The sequence below is a fragment of the Acinetobacter sp. S4400-12 genome (assembly GCF_024129495.1).
In the GTDB taxonomy this organism is placed as follows: domain Bacteria; phylum Pseudomonadota; class Gammaproteobacteria; order Pseudomonadales; family Moraxellaceae; genus Acinetobacter; species Acinetobacter lwoffii_C.
Window position 1 is genome coordinate 66,790 of the sequence record NZ_JAMXYB010000002.1, and the last position, 24,207, is coordinate 90,996.

Consider the following 24,207-nt stretch of genomic DNA (forward strand, 5'->3'; position numbering starts at 1 on the left):
TGTACTCAGATTTAACCTGTCAGCAGGTGCGGCCAGTAGTACGAACTGCAGTGGCAATATTGTCTTTAAGCAGAAAGCTGATCTTGCATTGCAGATTGACATCATAACCAGTCACAGGGCTGATATTGGTCGGTATTGGGACAGCGCCTGTGCCTGCTGCTGGAAACTGGGCAATGGGCAAAGGAATAGTGAGGGGACGCTGTACAATATAGCTGAGTTGTTGCTCGCTCAGATGCGGCCCGCTGATCTGCTGATAGCCTAAACGTTTCAAGTCCAGATTCTGGTCAATCAGCTCGCTACTTTGCCCAATAAAGCTCTGTAGATAAGCTTCCCGATCTATTTGAGAGCTGCTGAGAGGAGAAGCGCAGGCGCTCAAGGAGAATAGCAGAGCAGTGAATAAGCCAAGCGAGCTGGCTGCCTTTGGATAAGCAAATAACATAATTTCACTCCCATCAGGGCGATATGAAAATTATAGTAAAGTTGGGAAGCGGTATTGTTGTAATTTGGCAGACGGCCAATTGCATCATCTGGCGTTTAGGCAAATGCTGAGCTGGCTTTAGAGCGATCAGGGCCAACTATTGGTTTTATAGTTTTTAAATGGGTGGAGATTTAATAGAAAGCATTGAGGTGCTCTAGAGATTCGGCAAAATTTTTCAGATATATATATTAGGTATAAAAGAATCATCAGGGACAAAAAAAGCCACTAAAAAGTGGCTTTTTGCTTCCGCTCAAACTTAGCGTGCACGATAAGTGATACGACCCTTAGTCAAATCATAAGGAGTCATTTCTACCTTCACACTATCGCCAGTCAAAATACGAATATAGTGTTTACGCATTTTACCTGAAATGTGGGCAATCACTTCGTGACCGTTCTCTAAACGTACACGGAACATAGTATTAGGAAGCGTCTCGGTGACAACGCCTTCGAACTCGATGAGTTCCTCTTTATTGGCCATAGCCTACCTGAATGAATAAATTGGAAAGGCGCAAATTATAGGCAATTTTTTTGCGAAAAGCAAGATGAAACGGGCGGTAGACTGATCATCTGTCAGTAAAACAAGCAAAGCGGTGTACAAAAGTTTTAACTAAAAAAATGCGAGTTTGTGTTGTCAGTTTGGTCAATCGCAGTTAATCTAATTTTAATCTTTTTAAGTATAAATGAAGTACATACAAGGAAGGTTTTTGAGTGAGTCAGCTAACGGATGCATCCGTCGTATTGCGTTTAGGTTATCAGGCAATTCGTCGTGCAGGGTTACCTACAGAAGAGCTTCTGAGCAAAGCCGGAGTGGCTTTAAATCAGGTGGAGGCCAATGATCGTACTCCATTAAGTGCTCAGTATGCCTTCTGGGTTGCCGCAGAAGAAGTCAGTAAGGATCCAGATATCGGCTTACATCTGGGTGAGCATTTACCGCTTTATCGAGGGCAAGTGATTGAACATCTGTTTATCTCTTCTGAAAACTTTGGCGAAGGGCTTAAGCGGGCACTGGCCTATCAGCGTCTGATCAGTGATGCCTTTGATGCTAAACTGGTCATTGAGGATGATCGCTGCTATCTGAGTAATGGAGAACAGCGTTTTCCAGAAAGTCTGGTTAACCGGCATTTTACTGAATGTGCAATGTCAGGCGTGCTGCGCTTCTTTAAATTTATTACAGAAGGACGCTTTGAACCGATTTATATCGACTTTAACTTTTCCAGAGGGGCAACCGATGATGAATATTTCCGTGTTTATGAATGTCCGGTCAGCCTAGGACAAAAAGAGACCCGATTATATTTTGATCCCAGTATTCTCGATTATCCACTGTGGCAGGCAGAACCGGAACTGTTACAGCTGCATGAGCAGTTAGCAATTGAAAAGTTGCAGGAACTGGCACGCTATGATCTGGTGGGGGAAGTACGCCGTGCGATTGGTTCCACCCTGGAAAGTGGCGAAACCACTTTGGAAACGGTGGCGGCACAGCTGAATATTACGCCACGCCGTTTGCGAACCCAGCTCAGTGAAGCCAATACCAGCTTTCAGCAGATTCTTTCAGATTATCGCTGTCGTCTGGCCAAACGTTTGCTCGCTGGCACCAATGAGAGTGTTGAACGGATTGTCTATCTGACCGGCTTTTCAGAGCCGAGTACATTCTATCGGGCTTTTAAACGCTGGACCAATGAGACCCCAGTAGAATATCGCAAGCGCAAACAGCGTTAAGTTACCTCCCTAAGTCCTTCCTAACATGAGGGATTTTTATTCCTTTATTTTGACCGGCATGCAGTTGCTGATAGGAAGGATTAGGGAAGGTCAAAAGTTTTTAAAATTATTCTGGCAGGTTAAGCCAATGCGGCCCTAAAGGAACTTGGGGCAAATCAAATTGTTGCGGATATTCAGCCTGGATAAAATATAGACCATCCGGGGCAGCGGTAATCCCAGCAGCTTTACGGTCTTCAGCTGCGAAAATGCTATCAATATGGTCAATATCATACATGCCCTGACCAATTTCCAGTAAACAGCCCATGATATTACGCACCATATGGTGCAGGAAACCATCGGCTTGAATGTCGAGCACCAGATAAAGACCATGACGGATCAGACGGCAATGACTGACATGGCGTATTGGCTGCCTGGATTGACAGGCGGCGGCACGAAAGCTTTCAAAATTATGCGTGCCTTCAAACTTCGTTGCAGCCTGTACCATCTTGTCTACATCCAGCGCATCGTAAATATGGGTCACCTGCTTATGCAGCAAGGCTGGACGTACGGGGTGATTGTAGACAATATAACGATAACGGCGGGCTTGAGCCTTAAAGCGCGCATGAAAATTTTGATCCATTTCTTTGATCCACTGGATCGAAATATCTTTCGGAAGCTGGCTGTTACAGCCACGTAGCCAGCCATGAAGAGAGCGTATTGCACAGCTATCAAAATGCGCAACCAGATTTGTAGCATGTACTCCGGCATCTGTGCGACCCGCACCATGCAAAGTGACAGGTTCATTGGCGACTTTCGAGAGTACTTTTTCAATAGTTTCCTGCACACTAGCTACGCCCGGCTGCTGCGTTTGCCACCCCCGATAGTTGGCTCCAGAAAACTCAATCCCGACTGCAAAACGTTGCATATAGACCTCAAACCCTGACTAATCGTACCAATGGCGATGCCATTGTTCTACAGTCTCGTATTGTAAATACATTTTCAGGGCTTTTGCATACAGATCGGCATGTCCATAACTGTCATTGAGTAAAATCTGGCATTCATGAACCCATTCGGCAATGGCATAGCGCTGGTCGGTTGCGCCAAATGGGACCTGGGTGGTGAGTACCGAAATACAGCCTTGTGCATAAAGTTGATCAATAAGCGCCACCAGAGCCTGGTTTACGGCCAGATTGCCTGTTCCAAAGCCCTGCAGAAACAGAAAATGCGGAGGCCGTTGCAGAAGGTTATGCAGATTAGCTAACTGCTGACTTAAATCAATCGGCTGCATCATGATGCTCATGCAGTTAAAGCCGGCAGCTTTTTCAATATCCTGAAGGGTAACCCGATACACTTGCTGTGAAGGCTGAAGGGGGATATGCGACTTTAAGCCGGCAAACGCATTCAGTTCGGTGGTATGTTGCTTTAATGCCGTTTGCGCGTGCAGCAGTTGTTGGTGAAAGGCCAGATAAACTCCCGGGGGGGACTGAAGCACTGACTCTAAGGCAAATCTCAGGTTGTCTAAAGCATCACTAAATTCGCGGATCGCATCTCCCTGAACATTGAGCAGGGGATACTGGCTGCCGGTCAATATCACATGCGCGGACTGGGCCAGACAATGGGCCAGCACAGCACTGGCATAACTGAGCGTGTCTGTGCCATGAATGATGATAAAATACCGGATTTCCTGTAATTGCAGCTCTTGAATGAACTGTACCAGTTGCAGCCAGTCTGCGGCTGTACAGGCGCTACTGTCTTTAATGACAGGTGCACGATAGCATTGTACGGCATAGTCCTGATGCAGTAGATGCTCAAGCTTAGGCAGGAAAAACTCAGCCGACATGGGAGCAAGCGGATCGCCCACACATCCGAAAGTACCGCCCATATAAATTAATGCAATATTATTTTTCATCATAAAAAAAGCAGCCAAATCTGACTGCTTTAGTGTAAATCGAAATATTTTAAGAAGCGATTCTATTCAGTAACTGCTCAGCCTGCTGCTGCTGTTCTGGACTGTATTCATTTTCAGATTCTGCAATCACTTCACGTGCGGCTGCATAAGCGCCTAATTGAATATATTGCTCGGCAAGTTGGAGATTCAACTCGGCTTCATTCACCTCACTTAATTCCGGGAACGATTGTACCAGTGGATCACCTTGATCTGTTACTGCTGGAGCAGGAGGAGCAGGAATTTCAAAATTAATTACTGTCGCAGCCGGTACTGGCTTTTCAGGTTCAGGGTTATCGAATTTAAAGTCCAGCCCAGAGGTTTCCGCAGGTACTTCGCTTGCAACAGGAGTCGTCAGGTTTGACAGGTCAAATTCAACCTGCGCTTCAGTGGTTTTTTCAGCTTCTGTCGCAGGTGTATCCAGTGAGAAAGAGAAATCTAAAGGTTTAATCTCTTCATTCGATGGCGTAACCGCTGTCGGCTCTACATTTGCCGCAGGTTCAAGTTCTAATTTGAAGTCCAGACCGGGTGCTGGTTCGCTTGCTGCTTCTGGTGTGCTCTTAATATCTTCAACTGGAGCCGCATCTTGAAAGTTAAAATCTAAGCTATTGGCTGCTGGTGCAGGTGTGTCTTCTACTGGCAGGGTTTTAGTCGCAGCAATAGCAGGTTCAAAGTTAAATTCCAGAGGCTGGATGTCGGGTACAGGTTCAGAGGCGACGGCCGGTGTACCTGGCTGTAATTCCTGCTGTAACTGTTCAAATGCCTGCTCATTAGAGGATGTTGGAGCAACCAGACTATCAAAGGCACTCTGAGCCGCTGCATTATCCTGTGCTGTCGTAGTTTGTGGCTGTACGCTTTGAAAATCAATAGTTTCTTGAACAGCATTTGCTGCTTTTTCATATTCACTTTGCTTAGCTTCAGCTTGGGTTAAAATATCATCCAGCTCTAAAGAGCGAATATGGTTAATCAGTTGAGAAATCGCAAATTCATCTTTTTGCAAGATATGAATATCAAGCAACAGTAAATACAGTTCATGTTGGGAATTATCCCGATTTAAAGCCTGATTAATGTTAGCTTCGGCTGAAAAGAAATTCCGTTCCTGAATCAGGGTTTCAATCTTTTTACGGGTATCGTCAGAGAGCGGTGTAACCGTCTTTTTCGCGGTTACTGGCTCTACCACCTTGGTTTTTTGCGGGGTAACTTTAGAAGCTGTAGCTGGCTTCTTTGCCTTCACCGTTTTGGTTTTTGCCTGATCTGCTGCCTGAGCATCTTGCCGTTTTTTGAAAACCAGCAAAACAATGATCAATATTACTAATGGAATCACATAAATCAGCATGTTATTACCCCTTAAAGAATAGAAGAGCGGTGGTGTTCGCCTATTCCAAATAAATCTTCATGTATAACTTTTTAATGAGTTGGCTTCTTATCTACCTGTTGTGCTTTCAGCTGTTGTTGCAGTTGAGCAAGACGGGCATTTAATAATTGAATTTTGTGATCCTTCTGATTGAGAGCCAATTCTAATTCAGTTACGTTTCTCTGTAATTTAACGGTTTTTTCTCGGGCTGTCATAACTTTTAATGACAACTCTTTTGAAGTTTGCTGTTGTTCTGTGTTCTGATTTGCAGAAACATGGCTGGAATTGTTCTGGTTCTCAGCCACCAAGCTCATTTCTGCCTCATTCAGACGGTATTTGGTTTTCGCAGCAGGGCGTGTAGGAGCCTCAATCTGCTTGGGGTTTGCCACTTTCACTGCCGACACTGTGCCAATACCATCCAGATTCAAGGCTGCACCTTTACGCAGGCGATTCACATTGCCACCGATAAAGGCGTGGTCATTACGCTCTTTCACTTGTTGCATGATTTCATGTACAGGACGTTGCTGTTCCTGAGCAATTCGTGAGGCAATGCTCCAGAGCGATTCATTGGATTGCACCACATAGCTGGCAGCCTGAGAGGCTATTGTTTTAGGCGGGGCTTTGGCTTGAGTAGGTGCTGCCTGTGCCTGTTTTTGTGCCAACTCTTTTTGATATTTCTGGACCAGCGGATCTAGTGAGGCCTGAGATTGGGTGGTATCTGTTTGTGCTAAAGCCTGTGCTGGAGTAGCTCGGCCATCAGAATCCACTACAGGTTGAGTTGCGACCTTCTGCGACTCAGCAGTGGCTGTCTGCTCAGGCTGAACCGCATGAGGCATTGTAGTTGCTTTGGGAATCGAGCTGCTCGATAGAGGTGGAGGTGTCGTTGATTGTACTACCAGAGATTTTTCTGTAGGAGGGGCTGTTTGCGGCGCAGGATGATGCTGGGTACTCACCGGCAAGTTCAAGGCAATATCTTTTTCGCTGGCGACTACAACCGGGGACAGCGTATGCTCATTTTGTTTCAGGCTGGCTTGCAATAAATCTGTTTTGGTCTGCAGCGAGGTTCGGATATGCTGCAAACGAGCTGCATTTCCTTCCTTGATCTTGACAATAATATTCAGCTCACGATCGGTCACCGGACGTGATGAGGTGATGGTAATGACCCCGGTTCCGTTGCTATTACGGCGAGTAAAGAAATTCAGATGACCCGGTGGCTGATGTACAGCGCCCATGGCGATCAGATCTTCTGGTGTAGCCAGACTGACTTCAAGCGGGGTATTGATATCAGATTGTCGGAAGGTCATTTCTGCATACAGCAGCTCCCCAGGTGCGGACTGGACTTGTACGAGATCCACATTAATCGCATAACTGGTCTGTGAAGCAATAATGGCTAAAATGGCAAGTTTTAATTTGTTATATACAGTCATCTTAATCGTGAGCTCAGTCATTATCGCATAGCGAAAAATCATAGATTAACGGGATGTTTGTTTTTTGTAAAATTTTTACATAATACTTACACAAAAAAGCCGATCAATAAAGACCGGCTTTTAGAATTTATGACTTAAATGCGATTAAGCATTTTTATAGTCAATCAGAATACGCAACATACGACGTAAAGGCTCAGCAGCACCCCACAGCAATTGGTCACCTACAGTGAACGCGCCAAGATATTCTTTGCCCATGTTTAGCTTGCGCAGACGGCCAACCGGAACACTCAAGGTACCAGTGACAGCCACAGGGGTAAGGTCGCTCATTGATGCTTCACGTGTATTTGGCACAACTTTCGCCCAGTCATTTGATTGACGGATGATGTCTTCCACTTCGTTTAATGGCACATCTTTTTTCAGCTTGATCGTCAATGCCTGGGAGTGACAGCGCATAGCACCGATACGAACACAGTGTCCATCAATCGGAACAATTTGCTGGTTAGCCAGAATCTTGTTAGTTTCTACCTGGCCTTTCCATTCCTCTTTCGACTGACCGCTTTCCAGCTGTTTGTCGATATATGGAATCAGGGAACCCGCCAGAGGCACACCGAAGTTAGCAGACGGGAAGCCTTCACCACGTTGCAATTCTGCGATTTTTGAATCAATATCCAGAATTGGTGAGCGTGGGTCATCCAGCAACTCTTTGGTATTATTGTATAAATAACCCATGCCGGTGATCAGTTCACGCATATTCTGCGCGCCTGCACCAGATGCAGCCTGATAGGTCATTGAGGTTGCCCATTCCACCAGATTGTTCTGGAACAGACCGCCTATGCCCATCAGCATCAGGGAAACCGTACAGTTACCCCCCACAAATACTTTGGTGCCCTTGACTAGACCGTCTTTGATGACATTCATATTGACAGGATCAAGCACGATGATGGCTTCATCTGCCATACGTAAGGTAGATGCTGCATCAATCCAGTAACCATTCCAGCCTTCGGCTTTCAGTTTCGGGAAAACCTCAGAGGTGTAGTCGCCACCCTGACAGGTAATAATGACATCCATCTGCTTCAGACTGTTAATGTCTGTTGCGTCCATAAGTGCTGGGGCAGTTTTACCGCCAAATGCAGGTGCTTCACCACCTGCATTACTGGTGGAGAAATAGAATGGCTCAAAATGAGCAAAATCATTCTCATCAACCATACGTTGCATAAGGACGGAACCGACCATCCCGCGCCAACCGACCAGACCTACTTTCATGTCACTTTGCCTCGGTGCGTTAAAAAATTCAGAAGATGTTCGAGTGTATCAAAACGGGATTCAACTGCAATAGCTACACAATCAAAACATCAATATTCTTGAGAAAAATATCTGCTTTATGATACATACAAAACTGATAAAGTCAGTTTTCTTTAAGAAAAAATAATAACTTAGTACAGAGTAAATTTTTATGATGTGGATTATCCAGAGTGTCGCTATTGTCGTTATTTGGCTCAGTTTCTGGTCACTTATTCCACGAGATGAGTGGTGGATACGTGGCGCAGACTTTCCACGCCTGCAAATTCTGGTCTTGGGCTTCATTGCTTTTATTCTGTTTTTAGCGGTCGATCATCCCTGGAGTTGGGCGAGCCAGCTTATTTTTGTCGGGTTGATTGCAGCCTTGGCCTATCAGCTAAAAATGGTACTGCCTTATACCTTTGTCTGGAAAAAGCAGGTGAAACAGGTCAGACAGGATCAGTTGGATCCCCAGCGCCAGATTTCCCTGATCGTTTCCAATGTACTGACCACCAACACCAAATATCATCTGCTCATTGAAAAAATTCAGACTTTGCAACCGGATCTGGTATTAACTCTGGAAACGGATCAGGCCTGGCAAGATGCACTCGCTATAATTGAGCAGGATTATCCTTATCGGGTGCCTGTGCCGTTGGATAATCTGTACGGCATGCATCTATATAGCAAGCTCAAGCTCAGTAATACTGAGGTCAAATTTATTCTGAGCGATGATATTCCTTCAATTCACACAACAGCGACTTTGCATTCTGGTCAGACCGTGCAGCTGTACTGTTTGCATCCCAAGCCGCCCAGCCCGACTGAAGCCAAGGATTCCACTTTACGCGATGCGGAATTATTAATGGTCGGGGACCAGATCAAGGATCTGGATGAAAGCTGTATAGTCATGGGTGACCTGAATGATGTAGCGTGGTCCAGAACCACACGTTTATTCCAGCGTATCAGTGGCTTACTTGATCCGCGTGTCGGGCGGCATTATATCAATACTTTCCATGCGGATTATCCCTTATTACGCTGGTCACTTGATCATGTGTTTCATAGTCGCGATTTTGCTTTGGTGCATATGGAGCGTTTAGCCCATGTAGGCTCAGACCACTTTCCGATTTATCTGGTTTTACAAACGGGACGGATATTTGAGCATTTACAGGAAGAGCTGGAGCAAACCGATGAGGATGAGCAGGAAGCACATGAAGCAATTACGGAAGGCATTGAAAAAGCTGAAAAAGAAGAAAAACCTGTCACTGATGAGGTGGCGGTGGCTTATAAAGAGGGAGCTAAATATCCCTAGTTTTATGGGAAAAGTGTAGGATATTGCTTACAGCAGTTGACGCTTCTTGCGAATAGGCAGCTAGGGAGGAATCTCGTATTCTGGACTCATCAGCACAGGGAGTCGAGAAAGGATATTCTCATAAGGAAGACGAAGCTGAATGAAATCATTATGGAGATGATGCGGAAAGGGAAATCAAAAAACAAAAAAACCAACATGTGAAAGCACAACCTCATTAACCCGGGTTTTACAGGATGTAAAACCCGGGTTAAATATTTTTCTTTTATATTCAATTGAAAATTAAAATAATTTTTAGAGCAAATCTAAACCTGGGAAAACACGAAAATGGCAGTTGCGATGCCAATGTCTTTGTATTTGTATTTGTATTTGATCGGGAATTTAGTAAATAGATTCGTAGCCTTCCGGGCGGGTCTTAAAACGACGGTGAAACCACATATATTGAGTGGGAGCAATTCTCAGCTGCTTTTCAATAATCTGATTGACACGGGTAGCATCATCGACTTCATTTTCACTGGGCAGATTAGCGACCACCGGTTCAATCAGGACATGGTAATGCGGATCTTTAATGTCGCCACTGCGATAAAAATATAAGGGAATAGGGACGGCTTTGGCGATTTTGAGTAAGCGCCGGTGGGCGGTAACTGTTGCCGCGGGAGTGCCAAAAAATGGTGCCATGACGCCTTGTTTCAAGCCAAAATCCTGATCTGGACTATACCAGATAGCATGGCCATTTTTAAGATTACGGATTAAGCCGCGCATGTCATCATGGTCAATCTGGTGGGCATAAATGGTGGCCCGGCAACGATAAATCAGCATATCGAGCAAAGGATTGTTTTGGGGACGATAGACCACATCTGGTTCAAAATATTGAGCACACAGATAGCCACCAGCATCCAGTAAAGTCGAGTGGGTACCTAAGAGCAAGACCCCTTTGCCTTCTGCCTGGGCATTTTGGATATGTTCCAGGCCTTGAATAGACACCCGGCCCTCAAACCATTTCGGACAGTACCAGGCATTCAGGGTTTCAAATACCCCAATCATTTGGTCAACAAAAACCTGACGTGCATGTTCTTGGATCTGTTCAGGTGTCCATTCAGGAAAACACACTTCCAGATTACGAACCGTGGTTTCACGGCGCGATTTTAATCTGTTAAACGCCAGCCCGCCCAGAAAAGTGGCCACACGATGCTGAATGGCCCACGGTAAAATGGCCAATATCATCAGAAAAACAATGCCAATCCAGATGGTCCAGTATTGAGGCAGTAAAAATGACCATTGAAATTCACCGGGCTTGTACTGGGGCTTTTGACTCATAATGCGATGTTGGAAGCTAAATTGTTTGCAGTGTAGCAGAAGCGCTTTTTGAAATAAAAAGTGCATCAATAAAAAAGCATCTGTACGAATACAGATGCTTAGTTGTGGATTGTGAGGAAAATTAACCCTTGGTCATATTTTCTAGTTCATCCCAACGTTCCATTTTTTCCAGCAAGATCTCGTCAATTGTGCCGAGACGTTCAGAGGCTTTGGTTGCAGCCGCTGCGTCGGTGACAAACCAGGAACCATCGGCCAGTTTTTCAGAAAGCTCAGCTTGCTCTTTTTCCAGCGCTTCAATTTCAGCCGGCAACATTTCCAGTTCACGCTGATCTTTGTAGCTGAGTTTTTTCTTCGCTACAGAGGGCGCCGGTGCTGCTGCGGCTTCTGCCTTCGCCTGGGCTTTTTTCACTGCCATTTTCTGGTCAACCACGGTTTGATCCGGACGCTGTTCCAGATAATCCTGATAGCCGCCGATATACTCATCAATATTGCCTTTTCCGTCAAAGACCCAGGTCGAGGTCACCACGTTGTCCATAAAGGCACGGTCATGCGAAATCAGCAGCAAGGTTCCTTTGTATTCGGCCAGCATTTCTTCCAGAAGTTCCAGCGTCACCATATCCAGGTCGTTGGTCGGTTCGTCCATCACGATCAGGTTGGATGGTTTTAACAACAGTTTGGCCAGCAGAATACGGTTACGCTCACCACCAGACAGGGCTTTTACCGGGGTGCGGGCACGTTCCGGCGAGAACAGGAAGTCTTGCAGATAGCTGTAGATATGACGGCGATTACCATTGACATCGACATGGTCTGAACCTTCAGAGACGTTGTCTTTGACTGATTTTTCCAGATCCAGCACATTTCTTAACTGGTCAAAATAGGCAATTTCTAGCTGAGTGCCGGTTTTTACTGTACCTCCATGTTCCAGCTGACCCAAAATGGCTTTGATCAGGGTGGTTTTTCCGACACCGTTATCGCCCACCAGGCCAATCCGGTCGCCACGCATCACCAGTGCCGAGAAATCATTAATAATTGGGGCATTGTCACCAAATTTTACGCTGAGATGTTCAATTTCAAACACCACTTTACCTGAGCGTTGCGCTTCCTGAGTCGACATGCTGGCTTTACCTTGCTGGAAGCGACGGGCTTTGGATTCTTCCCGTAGGGCTTTTAAGGCACGGACACGACCTTCATTGCGAGTACGGCGTGCTTTAATACCTTGGCGAATCCAGGCTTCCTCTTCAGCCAGCTTTTTCTCAAACAGTGCATTTTGCTTTTCTTCAGCTTCCAATTGCTGGGCTTTTAGGTCCAGATAGCGCGAATAGTTGCCTTCATAGCTGCGCAAAATACCACGGTCAAGCTCGACAATACGGGTCGCAATGCTATCGACAAAAGCACGGTCATGTGAAATAAACAGCAAGGTCAGGTTATTCTGCTCTAGCAAGAATTTTTCCAGCCATTCAATACTCTCGACATCCAGATGGTTGGTAGGTTCGTCGAGTAACAATACATCTGGCTGCGTTAGCAGGGCACGTGCCAGCAGGACGCGGCGTTTACGGCCACCGGACAAGTCGGCCAGGTCGGCTTCCGGATCCAGTCCCATTTTACTGAGGATAGAGTTGACTTTGGTCTCCAGGGCCCAGCCATCCAGCAGATCCATCTGGTGCTGTAAGTTACCCATGCGGTCACAGGCTTCCATATCACCCAGCACACATGCTTCGCTGGCTTCATGATAAGCACGCAGGACTTCTGCAGCTTTACCAGCACCGTCTGCGACGATATCTGCGACCTTGCCAGAATCCATCGGCACGTCTTGGGCCAGCATGGAAATGGTGATGCCATTTTGTAAGGAAACTTCACCAGCATCCGGGAGTAAGCTTCCTTCAATCAGTTTAAGTAAGGTAGACTTACCTTCACCATTACGGCCAATCAAACACACCCGTTCGCCGCGTTCCAAGTTAAAATTCGCGCCGTCGAGCAAGGCAGGTCCGCCAAATGCCAGTTGGACATCCCTTAAGGTAATATAGGCCATAATGTTTCCTGAAATCCCAAATGAGGACTTAAAATGACTAAACAACAAAATCTAAATGATCAGGCGTCATTTTCCGCACCCATTGAAGATTTGCAAGTGCGAATTGCATTTTTAGATGATTTAGTTGAACAACTGAATCAGCAGGTGAGCCTGCAGAATCTGGAAATTATCGATTTAAAAAAACAAATGCAGCTGTTATATCAACGTGTTGAGTCTGCTGACCTGTCTGAAGGAATTGATGCTTTTGACCCGATTAGCAACCGTCCACCACATTATTAATTTGCAAGTGATTATGAAAAAAGAAACCCTACTAATCGTAAGGGTTTCTTTTTTAGAAAGCTTGCAGCGCATCAGCCTCGGCACCTATCGGCAATTTTTGCCGCTTTTTAGATGATTTTTCAGATATATCCACCTTCGCCCACGTAGAAAACTGTTTGACCTTTCACGCGCTTCCTACTCTAATAGAGTATTTCAGGTTTATGCTTAATCTTGCCTTATGCGCCAAAAAGTTGTCCTTCTCGATCTTGAAAATAACTTTCCTACAGCCCAGCTGCTACGTAATATCGTCGAGCATTATCCGAGTTTATATCTGTTTAACTGTGCAGGAAAATTCGAATTTGCTCTGGAAGATCTTACCGAGCTTGCCAGTTGGATTAGCAGTGGACAGATTGTGATTCTGGATACGCCAGAAGCACCACATAAAGAATATGAATATGCCGTGATCGTCGGGCAGTTGATGGCCTTGTTGGAAGCCGATACCCAAGTTGAGCTGATTTCGGCTATGGACAGCAGTGAGCTGCTGATGGACATGCTGCAAGCCTCAGAAATTCCGTGTAGCCTGATCCAGATTCAGCCGGATGATGCCGCTTCTGCCCAGGATAAACCGAAGATTCAATTGCCCAGCATTCAGACCATCAAAGCCAAGCCTGCTTTGCAGCTGGTCAAAAAATATTGCGATGCCTTGGGCAAGATGAGTGGCAAACCGGGGACACTGGAAAGCTTGAAAAACTCGGTCAGCAATATCCTGCAAGTGCTGCCAGCTCAGGCACAGCATGTCATTGGAATGCTGATTAATCTGAAAATTGTCAAACGCTATGACGAGCAGGTCAGCTTCCGTAAAAAGGTATTAAAACAATGGGTGCAACTGGATCTGGAAGAGCAGGGGACTGTTGAAAAGCTCTCGCTGGATCAGGCGCTGTCACAGCTTCATAAGGAAGAGCCAGTGACTGAAGCTGCTCAATCTTCTATTCAGTCGGTCCAGCAGGAATTGTTTAAAAACTTCAGTAAATTTGATCCAGTACAGCTGGAAGTGGCACGTAAACTGCGCGCATTGCAGGGTGATAAGCCCAAAGATATTTATGCACTGCGTGACCTGCTGGAGCAGTTATTTCCTAAGTCCGATGTACGCCTTTTACTTAAAGAGTTGATTGAAAAGGGATATGTTTATTGGAATGGACACGAAGTATTATATAGTCATGAGATGTTTCTAAATTAGAATCAGTTTATAAGAGCATATGAAAAAAATACTGTTAGTGTCGACTTGCTGGCAATGATGGGCTTTCAGGCAACAACACAGTAAAGACCTTCCGCCTAGCAGACCGGCCAAGCTGGCTTTACAGCAGATTGACTCAGATAAAGCCGAGTTTAAAGCGCTATTCGTGGGCAAATTATGATTAAAAAATCAGCCTAAACAGTTCAACTCTTTCACTAATGTTTTGAAATCCTGGTTAAAAGCGTGGTCTATCCCTATCCAACAGACGATTGGTCAGTTAAAGCAGGATCGTTCTATAGTCAGGATCAGACAGTAAGTTAGGAGTTGCATCAGATGCCTCAACTCTTAAAGCCTGAAGAATCTCAATAGGGCCATGAGGGACGGGCCTGCGCAGTATGCCGAGATCCAGCTCAAGCCCGCTAACTGCAACAGGTTCAACTGTATAGTGATGATTTAATAAAAATTGCTACTAACAGCTGTTTTGTAAATACAATTCTGTACGAGGTTTGGAGCAGTCAGCTGTACAGGATTTATTCAAGCTTTGAAGCAACAAAATATTGTAAAACAGGAGAGTAGCAAGCCGGTTTATAATGACCAGCTGATTCAGGCCAAGGAAAATCTGGATGCCTTCAGTGTGATTGACGCCGCGAGTATAGCCGCTATGATCAGCCTGCTCGATACTGAAATCCTGTCTTAACACAAACGAATCAAAGTTATAGAAGAAGAGAATAAAATAGTATTTCGCAAGCGATGCTTGCGTTTTATATTGTGCTTATGCAACTCTAATATAAGAGCATAAAGGTTAAACTATGGAAAATACCGGAATCTGGGTGGCGCTCGTCATCATTATTTTTGTGCTGGGGTCGATCTTTGGACTGCGCATTAGTCCTCGGGAAAAAGCCTTAGGCATAATGCGTGACAAAGCCCGTAAAATAGGGCTGCACCCGCGACTGGTGGTTGCACCAGAATGGACCAAAGTTCCCAAAGCGACAGAGAGTCGTGCCAGTATGGTGGCATATTATAGCATCCTGCTCCCAGAGGCGCGGTTGCCACTCATGCGTGCCCGTGTGGTCGACAATAAGCTCGAGCTGGTGCAGGGCGATGATAAATTTGCAGATTTTCCCATTGCATTAAAGGGCATTTATGCTATTGATATGCAGGCAAACTGTGTAGGAGTCTATTGGGATGAAGAAGCTGATCTTAGAGCGACTCAACTAGACGAGATCAAGACACTTTTACATGCTTTGACTGAACTTTAATTTTAGATATGAACAGGATTAACGGTTAATATGGCGAACGCTCCTCGGTCCACATCAAAAAGCAGCACGGCAAAAACTTCCGACGCTGGAAGTAAACGTGCCTTGGTGATTGTGGAGTCGCCTGCAAAAGCGAAAACAATCAACAAGTATCTCGGTCCAAACTACATTGTGAAATCTTCGGTAGGTCATGTGCGTGATCTGCCAACCGGCGGTTCTGCCAAGAGTGCAGAGAAAAAACCGGCGACACGAGTCAAATTGACCGAAGCTGAAAAAGCTGAAAAGGCACAAAATGCGTTGATTAACCGGATGGGCGTCGATCCAGAGCATGGATGGAAGGCCAAATATGAAGTCCTTCCGGGTAAAGAAGGCGTGGTCGCTGAACTGAAAAAGCTGGCCTCACAAGTTGACGAAGTTTATCTCGCAACGGATTTGGACCGTGAAGGGGAAGCGATTGCCTGGCATTTAAAAGAAGTGATCGGGGGAGATGATTCACGTTACCAGCGTGTGGTCTTTAACGAAATTACCAAAAATGCCATTCAGGAAGCCTTTAAACAGCCAGCACGTCTGGATACCAATAAGGTCAATGCCCAGCAGGCACGGCGTTTTCTGGACCGTGTCGTCGGCTTCATGATTTCGCCGCTACTTTGGGAAAAGATTGCCCGTGGTCTGTCTGCCGGTCGGGTGCAATCGGTGGCGGTCAAGCTGGTTGTCGAACGTGAACGTGAAATCCGCAAATTTATTCCTGAAGAATACTGGCAGGTTTTTGCCGATACCCAATCCAATAAAGACAATATTCGTCTGGAAGCGGTCAAGCAACATGGCAAGACCTTAAAGCTGCGTAACAAAGATGAAACCGACGCGCTTTTAAACCTGATTAAAGATGCCGAATACAAGGTCATCACGCGTGAGGATAAGCCGACCAAGGTAAATCCAAGTGCGCCTTATATCACCTCGACCTTGCAGCAAGCCGCCAGTACCCGCTTGGGGTTTTCGGTGAAAAAAACCATGATGCTGGCGCAGCGCCTGTATGAAGCTGGTTTTATTACCTATATGCGTACCGACTCGACCTTCTTGAGTGCAGATGCTGTCAATATGGTGCGTGATCATATCGAGTCCGAATACGGTACAAAATACTTGCCGGCCCAGCCGAACCGTTATGGCAATAAGGCGGGGGCACAAGAAGCCCACGAAGCAATCCGTCCATCAAATGTGGCATTGAAAGGCGATAGCCTGGCCGGAGTAGAACGTGATGCGCAGCGTCTGTATGATCTGATCTGGCGCCAGTTTGTCGCTTGCCAGATGACCCCGGCAGAATATCTGTCATCGACCATTTTAGTGGATGCCAATGGGGTAGAACTGAAAGCCAAAGGCCGTACGCTGGTATTTGACGGTTTTACCAAAGTCCGTGGTCAGAACAAGTCTGATGATGATGTGCTGTTACCGGCGGTCAAAGTCGGCGAAATACTAAAGCTGGAAAAACTTGATCCTTCTCAGCACTTTACCAAGCCGCCAGCACGCTTTACCGAAGCCTCACTGGTGAAAGAGCTGGAGAAAAAAGGCATTGGCCGTCCATCAACCTATGCTGCGATTATTTCTACTATTCAGGATCGGGGTTATGTGAAGCTGGAAAACCGTCGTCTCTATGCCGAAAAAATGGGCGAGATCGTCACCGATCGTCTGGATGAAAGCTTCAATAACCTGATGAACTACGACTTTACTGCCGATCTTGAAGGACAACTGGATAAGGTCGCGGATGGCGAGCGTAACTGGAAAGAGCTGCTGGACAGTTTCTATGGTGATTTCAAACAACGACTGACCAATGCGCAAGGCGAGAACGGGATGCGCCGTAATCAGCCGGTAGAAGTTGAGGCAGTACATTGTAAAGAATGTGACCGTCCGATGCAGATTCGTACTGGAACTACGGGAGTATTTCTGGGTTGTTCAGGCTATAACCTGCCACCGAAAGAGCGTTGCAAAGGTACATTTAACCTGACCCCGGTTGAATCTTTGGCTGCCCTTTCCGATGATGACGCTGCAGAAACAGCAGATCTGATGTCTAAAAAACGCTGTCCAATCTGCTCAACCGCGATGGACAGTTATGTGATTGATGGCGGGCGTAAACTGCATATCTGTGGGAATAACCCGGATTGTGCCGGTTATGAGCTTGAAGAAGGCGAGTTTAAAATCAAGGGGTACGACGGCCCAACCATTCCATGTGATAAATGTGATGGAGAAATGCAGCTGAAGACTGGCCGTTTTGGTCCTTATTTTGCCTGCAACAATTGTGATAATACCCGCAAAGTCCTGAAAAATGGCCAGCCTGCGCCGCCGCGTGTGGATCCGATCAAGATGGAACATTTGCGCTCAACCAAGCATGATGACTACTTTGTTCTGCGTGATGGGGCAGCAGGCCTATTCCTGGCGGCAAGCAAGTTCCCGAAAGTTCGTGAAACCCGGGCCCCTAAAGTAGCCGAATTACGGACTGTGGCAGATCAAATTGATCCAAAATATCAGTTCCTGTTACAGGCACCCGATGTGGACCCTGAAGGAAATCCGACTCTGGTAAAATTCAGCCGTAAGAACCAAGCCCAATACGTGGGTTCGGAAACACCAGAGGGTAAGCAGACCAAGTGGTCTCTGGTATATCAGGATGGCAAATGGGTGGAAGCCTAAAGCTTAAAAATATTCAAAAAATGCTGACGAATGTCGGCATTTTTTATTTATGATGTATGCCATTTTAAAAATAACGATAAGGCAGTTTTGGGGCAATGTGGAAAAAGATTCGGATTCTGATTTTATTGGTGATTCTACTGATTGTGGCCGTTAATGCCTATCGGGACCAGAATCAGGACTGGAATAAGCCGATTTTTGTCCTACTGCATCCGGTCAATGCTGATGGATTGGCCACTACTCAAAATTATATCCAGCAGCTGTCAGTACAGGATCTGGAAGAGGCCCGGACTTATTTGCAAACCTCTGCACAGCAGTATCGCGGAAAGCCGACTTATTTTTATTTTAATCTGGGGCGTGAACTGAAGGAGTTACCGCCTAAAGTGCCTGAGCAGGCGTCTTTATTACAAACGGTAGGCTGGAGCCTAAAATTCAGGTTTTATGCCTGGCAACAACATCAGGACTCAGATCCATCAGCCAACGTGACCTTGTTTTTAAATTACTATGACCCGGCCCGAACCAGCCAGTTAAAACATTCTACCGCTTTACAAAAAGGTCGGATTGGTTCAGTCAATTTATTTGCCTCAGAAAAACAGGCTGAACAGAATAAAATTGTGCTGGTACATGAGTTATTGCATGCCTTTGGAGCCTCGGATAAATATGACTTGGCCACAGGTCAACCCATTTTTCCAGTAGGTTATGCTGACCCCAAGCAGCAACCTTTATATCCACAGGCCAAAGCGGAGCTGATGGCGGGCCATCTGCCGATATCGCAAAGCACCAGTAAAATGCCCGCATCTTTAAAGCAGACCCTGTTGAATGAAATAACGGCTATTGAACTTGGCTGGAAACAATAAAAGAGTGTGTGGATAACACTGAAATTATCCACAGTCTATAACCGGCCTGGGGGACAAAAGTAGCACTTTTACACCTTTTGTTCATTTGAATTGAGTATGATCAATAAGAGAAAAAGATCATTGGAGATGAAAGAATGAAAACAGTAGGCAATGACTTGGTGCGCAGCCAGCTGCATCAACAGCGAAAATGGTATCTGGGACTGGGTATCTTATTGATGATTTTCGGTCTGGTCTTACTGGCCACTTTACCTTTTGCCACCTTGTCCGCAGTCTTTATGTTCGGGGCATTGATGATGATGGGTGGAATTCTGCATTTTATTGCGGCATTCAAAATTTTTCAGGGTGGTTTTCGCTGGTTCTGGGCCTTGTTCGGGGTTTTATATCTCCTGGCCGGCTATTATGCTTTTAGCACGCCTGTACAGACAGCAGTGGTCTTGACTCATATTCTGGCCATTATCCTGATTATTGCCGGGGTTATCCGTATCCTGAATGCGCTTTTGTTCCGTACTGCACGTGGATGGGGCTGGACTTTGTTATCCGGTGTATTCACCCTGCTGGCCGGTGTAGTCATTTTACAGTCCCCTGATGCACCATTTTGGGTATTGGGCTTATTTCTGGCCATTGATATTCTATTTCAAGGCGTGAATTACCTGTCACTGGCTACCTATATCCGCCGCGAAGTTCCAAAAAGCTCAGCAGAACTTTAAATAGACAGTTAAACACAGCTCTATATATTTGTGTTGCATGATGAATAAAAAACTGGGGATCAGTGGATGGCGAAAATCTTTGTGCTTGCACCGGATTCCTTTAAGGAAAGTCTGAGCGCTGTCCAGGTCTGCCAGGCCATGCAGAGTGGCATTCTTCAGGTCTGTCCGGATGCTGTCTGCCTGGCAGTGCCGATGGCAGACGGTGGTGAAGGAACGGTAGATGCCTTAATCTCAAGCTTAAAGGGGCAGCAGGTTTTTTGTCAGGTCACCGGCCCATTGGCCAGTCAGCGGATCAACACCTATTTTGGTCTGGTCGATGAGGGCCGGACCGCCGTGATTGAAATGGCCAAGGCCAATGGCATTCATTTGTTAGTCCCCTCACAGCGTAATCCGATGTTGACCTCCAGCTACGGAACGGGCGAGATGATCCGGCAGGCGCTAGATCTGGGTGTGGAAAAAATCATTATCGGGTTGGGGGGAAGTGTGATCAATGATGCGGGTGCCGGGATGGCTCAAGCGCTTGGCGCGCAATTTCTGGACGCCACCGATGCCTCCATGCAGGTCTGTGGCGGTAATCTAAATGGTATTCACCAGATTGATTTGACCGGACTGGATGCGCGGCTGCAACACACCGAGATGGTGATTGCTTCTGATGTCAATAATCCGCTCTGCGGTACCCAGGGAGCTTCTATAATTTTTGCTCCGCAAAAAGGTGCGACGCCTGAGATGGTGCAGCAACTGGATCAAAATTTACACTATTTTGCCGACTGCATTGAACAGCAGCTCGGACAGCAATTTCAGAATATTCCCGGGGCAGGGGCGGCTGGTGGTTTGGGTTTTGGCTTGATGGCGCTGACTGGAGCAAAGCTTCAATCTGGTGTGGAGCTGGTGATGCAGATGACAGGTTTGGCTGAAAAAATTGCCCAGGCAGATATGGTGCTGACGGGCGAAGGCAAAATCGACAGTCAAACCGCTTTGGGTAAAACACCGTTTGGCGTCGCTCAGCTAGCCAAACGTTTGAATAAACCGGTGGTTGCTTTTGCAGGTGTAATTGGTGAGGGGGCTGAGTCGCTTTATCAGGCGGATTTTACGAAGATGGTGGCGATTAACCCGCCGGACTGTTCATTGGAAGAGGCATTAAAAAATGCCGAATTCAATCTGGAAAAGGCGGTTGCCGGATTCATTCAATCGCAAATATGAAGGTATGAGTAGATGTTAAGTTTAAGGATGAAAAATAATAAAAGTCTTGTGCTGGATTGAGGGCAGATCCTTAGACTGCAATCCAAAAGCCATAATTAGGAACGCGATCTGTTAAACTATCCTTATCCACAGAATGATGAGTGACCATGAGTTTAGCCGCCCTAATTGATGAATTAAATCCACAACAAAAGCAAGCTGCGACCACCGAAGCAAAGCACAGTTTGGTTTTGGCCGGGGCGGGCTGTGGCAAGACCAAAACCATCGTAGCGCGGGCGGCTTATCTGATTGATCAAGGTGTGCCGGCCAATCAGATTCAGATTTTGACCTTTACCCGCCGTGCAGCCAGCGAAATCGTGGCACGGGTCGAGTTGGCACTGGGTGAACAGGCCAAAGGGCTGCGCGCTTCGACCTTTCATACCTTCTGTATGTATCTGCTGCGCCGTATTCCAAAAGCTTTCGGTCTGGAGCAGTTTTCCATTATTGACCGTGATGATCAGCTGATGCTGTTTCGCCTGATCCGTGGCCGTGATGACAAGAAAAATCCAAATTACTTGCCTAAGCCGCAGGAACTCTGTGACCTGTATTCTTTTGCACGAAATACCCGGCAAAAGCTCAGCCTGGCGCTGGAAAAACAGATGCCGGAATATCTGGCGCTCAAAGACCAGATTGCTGACATCATGAAAGAATATGAGGCACGTAAAGAAGCACGCAGTTTTCTGGATTATGACGATATTCTGGCGGTGGTGGCGACTGCTTTGGCGCAGTCTGACGGTCTGGTCGACTATGTCGCCTCAATTTGCCGGCATATGCTGGTCGACGAAATGCAGGATACCAATCCATTGCAATGGGCCTTGCTAGAGCCGTTAAAAGATCGGATCAGCCTGTTCTGTGTCGGGGATGATGCCCAGTCGATTTATGGCTTCCGCGGGGCGGATTTTGAGAATATCCATCATTTTAAAGAGCGCGTGCCAGATGCCCAAATCTTCAGGCTAGAGCAAAACTACCGTTCTACCCAGGAAATTCTTGATTTGTCGAACTGGCTGCTGGATCAGTCCGAAATCAACTATGACAAGCGTCTGGATGCGTATCGCGGTGAAGGGATCAAGCCGAAAATGCACATCTTCCCGAATGAGTTTGATGAAGCCACATGGATTGCGATTGATATTAAAGAGCGCCATTATATCCATGGGGACAAATGGTCAGATCATATGGTCTTGGTGCGCTCCAGCTTTTCAGCCCGTCATATTGAAGCGGCCTGTATTGCTGCAAATATTCCTTACCGTTTTATTGGCGGCATGAAACTGCTGGAAACAGCCCATGTTAAAGACCTGTTAAGCCTATTGCGTGTGGTCGCGAATCCGCTAGATGACATTGCCTGGATGCGCTTTTTGACCTTATGGAATGGGGTCGGCGATGTCGGCGCAAGCAAGTTGTCTCAGCAATTGCTGATAGAGCCAGAGATGGAAATGATTGCCGGAAAATTAGAAAAATTTGGCAAGATTCCGCTGGAAACCATTTTAATCATGAAACAGATGGCAGTACTCAAAACTGAAGTACAGGCCTGTGTAAGTCTGGCTGTACAGGCAATTGAATCTCAACTGGCTGACAACTATAAAAAGGACTGGAATCGCCGTGCAGGGGATTTTGAACTGGTGAAACAGCTGGCCTCCAAGCATACCCAGCTCAGTGAATTTCTAGAAGAATATGTTTTAGACCCGGTATCTATTTCTGAAATCGAACGCCAGTCCGACAGTGATGTGGTCACGCTGATCACCATTCATTCAGCCAAAGGAACCGAACAGAAAGTCTGTTATGTGGCTAATGTCACGCCGGGGCAGTATCCACATGCACGGGCCCAAGGTGATTTCGATGATGTTGAAGAGGAGCGCAGGGTGTTATATGTGGCACTGACCCGGGCGCAGAATGAGCTGATTCTGACCAAGCAGAACCTGAATCACTGGGCGCGTGAAACCGTGGATGAGCAGGGGCGCAAAGTCGAAAGCTATTTTATGAATGATCTCACCCGTAATTTGTGTACCATGGAAACGCATTACAAAACCAGGCAGCAGACCGTTAAAAGTGCCCTGATCGAACGCCAAGCGATTAATTTAGATTTTGGCATTGATCTCGATTAAACTGTCATACTTGGGTTTTACGCAAAAAGTAGAGTAGGCAGGTGCTTTTTGATTATTTTTGCCTATCTTCTTAAGGTGATCCGATGAAAATTTTAGTCCGTAACTTGGAACGCACGGTAACAGAAGCTGAATTGCTAACTTTGTTCCAGCAATATGGCACTGTGGAGACTTGTACGCTGGTACTGGATGCCGACACGGGTAAATCCAAGGGCTTTGCCTTTGTAGAAATGCCGCAGGGCCGTGAAGCAGTTAAGGCAATTAAAGGCCTGAATACCCTGCGTTTGCATGGCCGTGGTATTCGCGTCAAACAGGCTGAAGACAAGCCGCAGGCTTAAACCGGGCGGTATAAAAAAGAGCATTATTGAATGCTCTTTTTTTTTGTGGAGATAAAAAGCTGAAAATGTGAGTAAAGCTGTACTCTTAGATGCCTTAAACAAAAAAGTCAGTCTAATAGAAGAGCGCTTGCAAATCTTGGATTGCGTAATGAAAGCGGACGTTTTACTTTAAAGAGGCCAAAATATGTTTTAAATCTCAGGAAACCTCGATGACACGAGTTGCTCGCTACCATGCAGACCGCACCAACCAGAAACTTTATTTCGCTCGTTTAGCCTGCCAGCAGGCCGAACAGAGTGATCATGTGCAACAGGCACAGGCGCATCGTGAAGCCACTGTGTTTCATCTGCATGGAGCCTTGCTGGCCTTTTTGCAGGAACTGGTTCGCTACTACCGTTTAAATGATTTAACTCCGACCTTAAAGTCGATTGAGGAACAGCTGGCTGCCAAAGGTCAGATCTCACCTGAAGTGTCGGTTTTGCAGCGCCTGGCCAAAGACGGTTTTATTGCTGAATTAAAACGTGCCCACCGCCTGTGCGAGTACGCACCCGAACCGAGTGTACCGCAAGGGGAAGACGAAACCTCTTCAAATCTCATCATTAAAGTCACACAGTCTCCACAGGCCTGGCTGCCTGATATTGCTATACTTAGAGAGTGGCACCGTGACCTGACCTATCTGATTGATGGCTTTCGTAATGAGATGGTAGAGTTCTAATCCAATGGATTAA

The 24,207-nt window shown here is 46.3% G+C and carries 22 protein-coding genes; 13 read left to right on the forward strand and 9 right to left on the reverse strand.

What is annotated here, in order from left to right:
- Positions 1-19: 19 nt before the first annotated feature.
- Together NI461_RS01835 and infA are read right to left on the reverse strand one after the other, a co-directional pair.
- Positions 20-439 carry a hypothetical protein gene (locus NI461_RS01835; protein WP_253156344.1) on the reverse strand — a complete coding sequence of 140 codons (420 nt, stop codon included), beginning with the start codon at positions 437-439 and terminating at the stop codon, positions 20-22.
- Between the two features lie 295 nt (positions 440-734).
- Complete coding sequence (gene infA / locus NI461_RS01840) at positions 735-956, reverse strand: translation initiation factor IF-1 (protein ID WP_001284370.1); 222 nt, start codon at positions 954-956, stop codon at positions 735-737.
- 230 nt (positions 957-1,186) lie between these two features.
- Between infA and NI461_RS01845 the strand changes: the two genes are divergently transcribed.
- Positions 1,187-2,194 carry an AraC family transcriptional regulator gene (locus tag NI461_RS01845; protein WP_151204010.1) on the forward strand — a complete coding sequence of 336 codons (1,008 nt, stop codon included), beginning with the start codon at positions 1,187-1,189 and terminating at the stop codon, positions 2,192-2,194.
- A gap of 106 nt (positions 2,195-2,300) precedes the next feature.
- On the opposite strand, the gene truA is transcribed toward NI461_RS01845, so the two are convergent.
- From truA to asd, 5 genes are all read right to left on the reverse strand, one after another.
- On the reverse strand, positions 2,301-3,098 hold the full coding sequence (gene truA, locus NI461_RS01850) for a tRNA pseudouridine(38-40) synthase TruA (protein ID WP_253156346.1): 798 nt from the start codon (positions 3,096-3,098) through the stop codon (positions 2,301-2,303).
- An 18-nt stretch (positions 3,099-3,116) separates the two neighbouring features.
- Positions 3,117-4,082 carry an asparaginase domain-containing protein gene (locus NI461_RS01855; protein ID WP_253156418.1) on the reverse strand — a complete coding sequence of 322 codons (966 nt, stop codon included), beginning with the start codon at positions 4,080-4,082 and terminating at the stop codon, positions 3,117-3,119.
- A 49-nt stretch (positions 4,083-4,131) separates the two neighbouring features.
- Entirely contained in the window at positions 4,132-5,454 is a 1,323-nt protein-coding gene (locus tag NI461_RS01860) for a fimbrial protein FimV (RefSeq protein WP_253156350.1), read from the reverse strand.
- Positions 5,455-5,525: 71 nt separating this feature from the next.
- The gene (locus NI461_RS01865; protein ID WP_253156352.1) at positions 5,526-6,920 is read right to left on the reverse strand and encodes a FimV family protein; all 1,395 of its coding nucleotides are present in this window, start codon (positions 6,918-6,920) and stop codon (positions 5,526-5,528) included.
- Between the two features lie 123 nt (positions 6,921-7,043).
- Positions 7,044-8,162: an aspartate-semialdehyde dehydrogenase gene (gene asd, locus NI461_RS01870; protein ID WP_151207055.1), complete on the reverse strand. Its 1,119-nt coding sequence runs from the start codon at positions 8,160-8,162 to the stop codon at positions 7,044-7,046.
- A gap of 193 nt (positions 8,163-8,355) precedes the next feature.
- On the opposite strand from asd, the gene NI461_RS01875 reads away from it, so the two are divergent.
- Positions 8,356-9,483 carry an endonuclease/exonuclease/phosphatase family protein gene (locus NI461_RS01875; RefSeq protein WP_161981119.1) on the forward strand — a complete coding sequence of 376 codons (1,128 nt, stop codon included), beginning with the start codon at positions 8,356-8,358 and terminating at the stop codon, positions 9,481-9,483.
- A 378-nt stretch (positions 9,484-9,861) separates the two neighbouring features.
- Here NI461_RS01875 and NI461_RS01880 read toward each other — a convergent pair whose 3' ends face one another.
- Positions 9,862-10,797 carry a lauroyl acyltransferase gene (locus NI461_RS01880; protein ID WP_253156354.1) on the reverse strand — a complete coding sequence of 312 codons (936 nt, stop codon included), beginning with the start codon at positions 10,795-10,797 and terminating at the stop codon, positions 9,862-9,864.
- Positions 10,798-10,918: 121 nt separating this feature from the next.
- Positions 10,919-12,826 (reverse strand): ATP-binding cassette domain-containing protein, encoded by a 1,908-nt coding sequence (locus NI461_RS01885; RefSeq protein ID WP_253156356.1) that lies wholly within the window; start codon positions 12,824-12,826, stop codon positions 10,919-10,921.
- Positions 12,827-12,859: 33 nt separating this feature from the next.
- Here NI461_RS01885 and NI461_RS01890 point away from each other — a divergent pair, with 33 nt between their 5' ends.
- The 11 genes from NI461_RS01890 to NI461_RS01940 all read left to right on the forward strand — a co-directional run bounded on the left by NI461_RS01890 (position 12,860) and on the right by NI461_RS01940 (position 24,194).
- Complete coding sequence (locus NI461_RS01890; protein ID WP_151207047.1) at positions 12,860-13,105, forward strand: SlyX family protein; 246 nt, start codon at positions 12,860-12,862, stop codon at positions 13,103-13,105.
- Positions 13,106-13,322: 217 nt separating this feature from the next.
- Positions 13,323-14,321: a hypothetical protein gene (locus NI461_RS01895; RefSeq protein ID WP_151207045.1), complete on the forward strand. Its 999-nt coding sequence runs from the start codon at positions 13,323-13,325 to the stop codon at positions 14,319-14,321.
- Positions 14,322-14,859: 538 nt separating this feature from the next.
- Positions 14,860-15,015, forward strand: coding sequence for a hypothetical protein (locus tag NI461_RS01900; RefSeq protein WP_253156358.1), 156 nt, complete (start codon positions 14,860-14,862; stop codon positions 15,013-15,015).
- A 112-nt stretch (positions 15,016-15,127) separates the two neighbouring features.
- The gene (locus tag NI461_RS01905) at positions 15,128-15,577 is read left to right on the forward strand and encodes an ammonium transporter (protein WP_151205382.1); all 450 of its coding nucleotides are present in this window, start codon (positions 15,128-15,130) and stop codon (positions 15,575-15,577) included.
- A 30-nt stretch (positions 15,578-15,607) separates the two neighbouring features.
- The gene (gene topA / locus NI461_RS01910) at positions 15,608-18,250 is read left to right on the forward strand and encodes a type I DNA topoisomerase (RefSeq protein ID WP_253156359.1); all 2,643 of its coding nucleotides are present in this window, start codon (positions 15,608-15,610) and stop codon (positions 18,248-18,250) included.
- A 95-nt stretch (positions 18,251-18,345) separates the two neighbouring features.
- Entirely contained in the window at positions 18,346-19,104 is a 759-nt protein-coding gene (locus tag NI461_RS01915) for a hypothetical protein (protein ID WP_253156360.1), read from the forward strand.
- Between the two features lie 134 nt (positions 19,105-19,238).
- On the forward strand, positions 19,239-19,811 hold the full coding sequence (locus NI461_RS01920) for an HdeD family acid-resistance protein (RefSeq protein WP_151207040.1): 573 nt from the start codon (positions 19,239-19,241) through the stop codon (positions 19,809-19,811).
- 66 nt (positions 19,812-19,877) lie between these two features.
- Entirely contained in the window at positions 19,878-21,011 is a 1,134-nt protein-coding gene (locus NI461_RS01925) for a glycerate kinase (protein ID WP_253156361.1), read from the forward strand.
- A gap of 146 nt (positions 21,012-21,157) precedes the next feature.
- Positions 21,158-23,146, forward strand: coding sequence for an ATP-dependent helicase (locus NI461_RS01930; protein WP_253156362.1), 1,989 nt, complete (start codon positions 21,158-21,160; stop codon positions 23,144-23,146).
- Between the two features lie 83 nt (positions 23,147-23,229).
- Positions 23,230-23,481 carry an RNA-binding protein gene (locus NI461_RS01935; protein WP_151203329.1) on the forward strand — a complete coding sequence of 84 codons (252 nt, stop codon included), beginning with the start codon at positions 23,230-23,232 and terminating at the stop codon, positions 23,479-23,481.
- Positions 23,482-23,690: 209 nt separating this feature from the next.
- Entirely contained in the window at positions 23,691-24,194 is a 504-nt protein-coding gene (locus tag NI461_RS01940; RefSeq protein ID WP_151203330.1) for a DUF6586 family protein, read from the forward strand.
- Positions 24,195-24,207 lie beyond the last annotated feature (13 nt).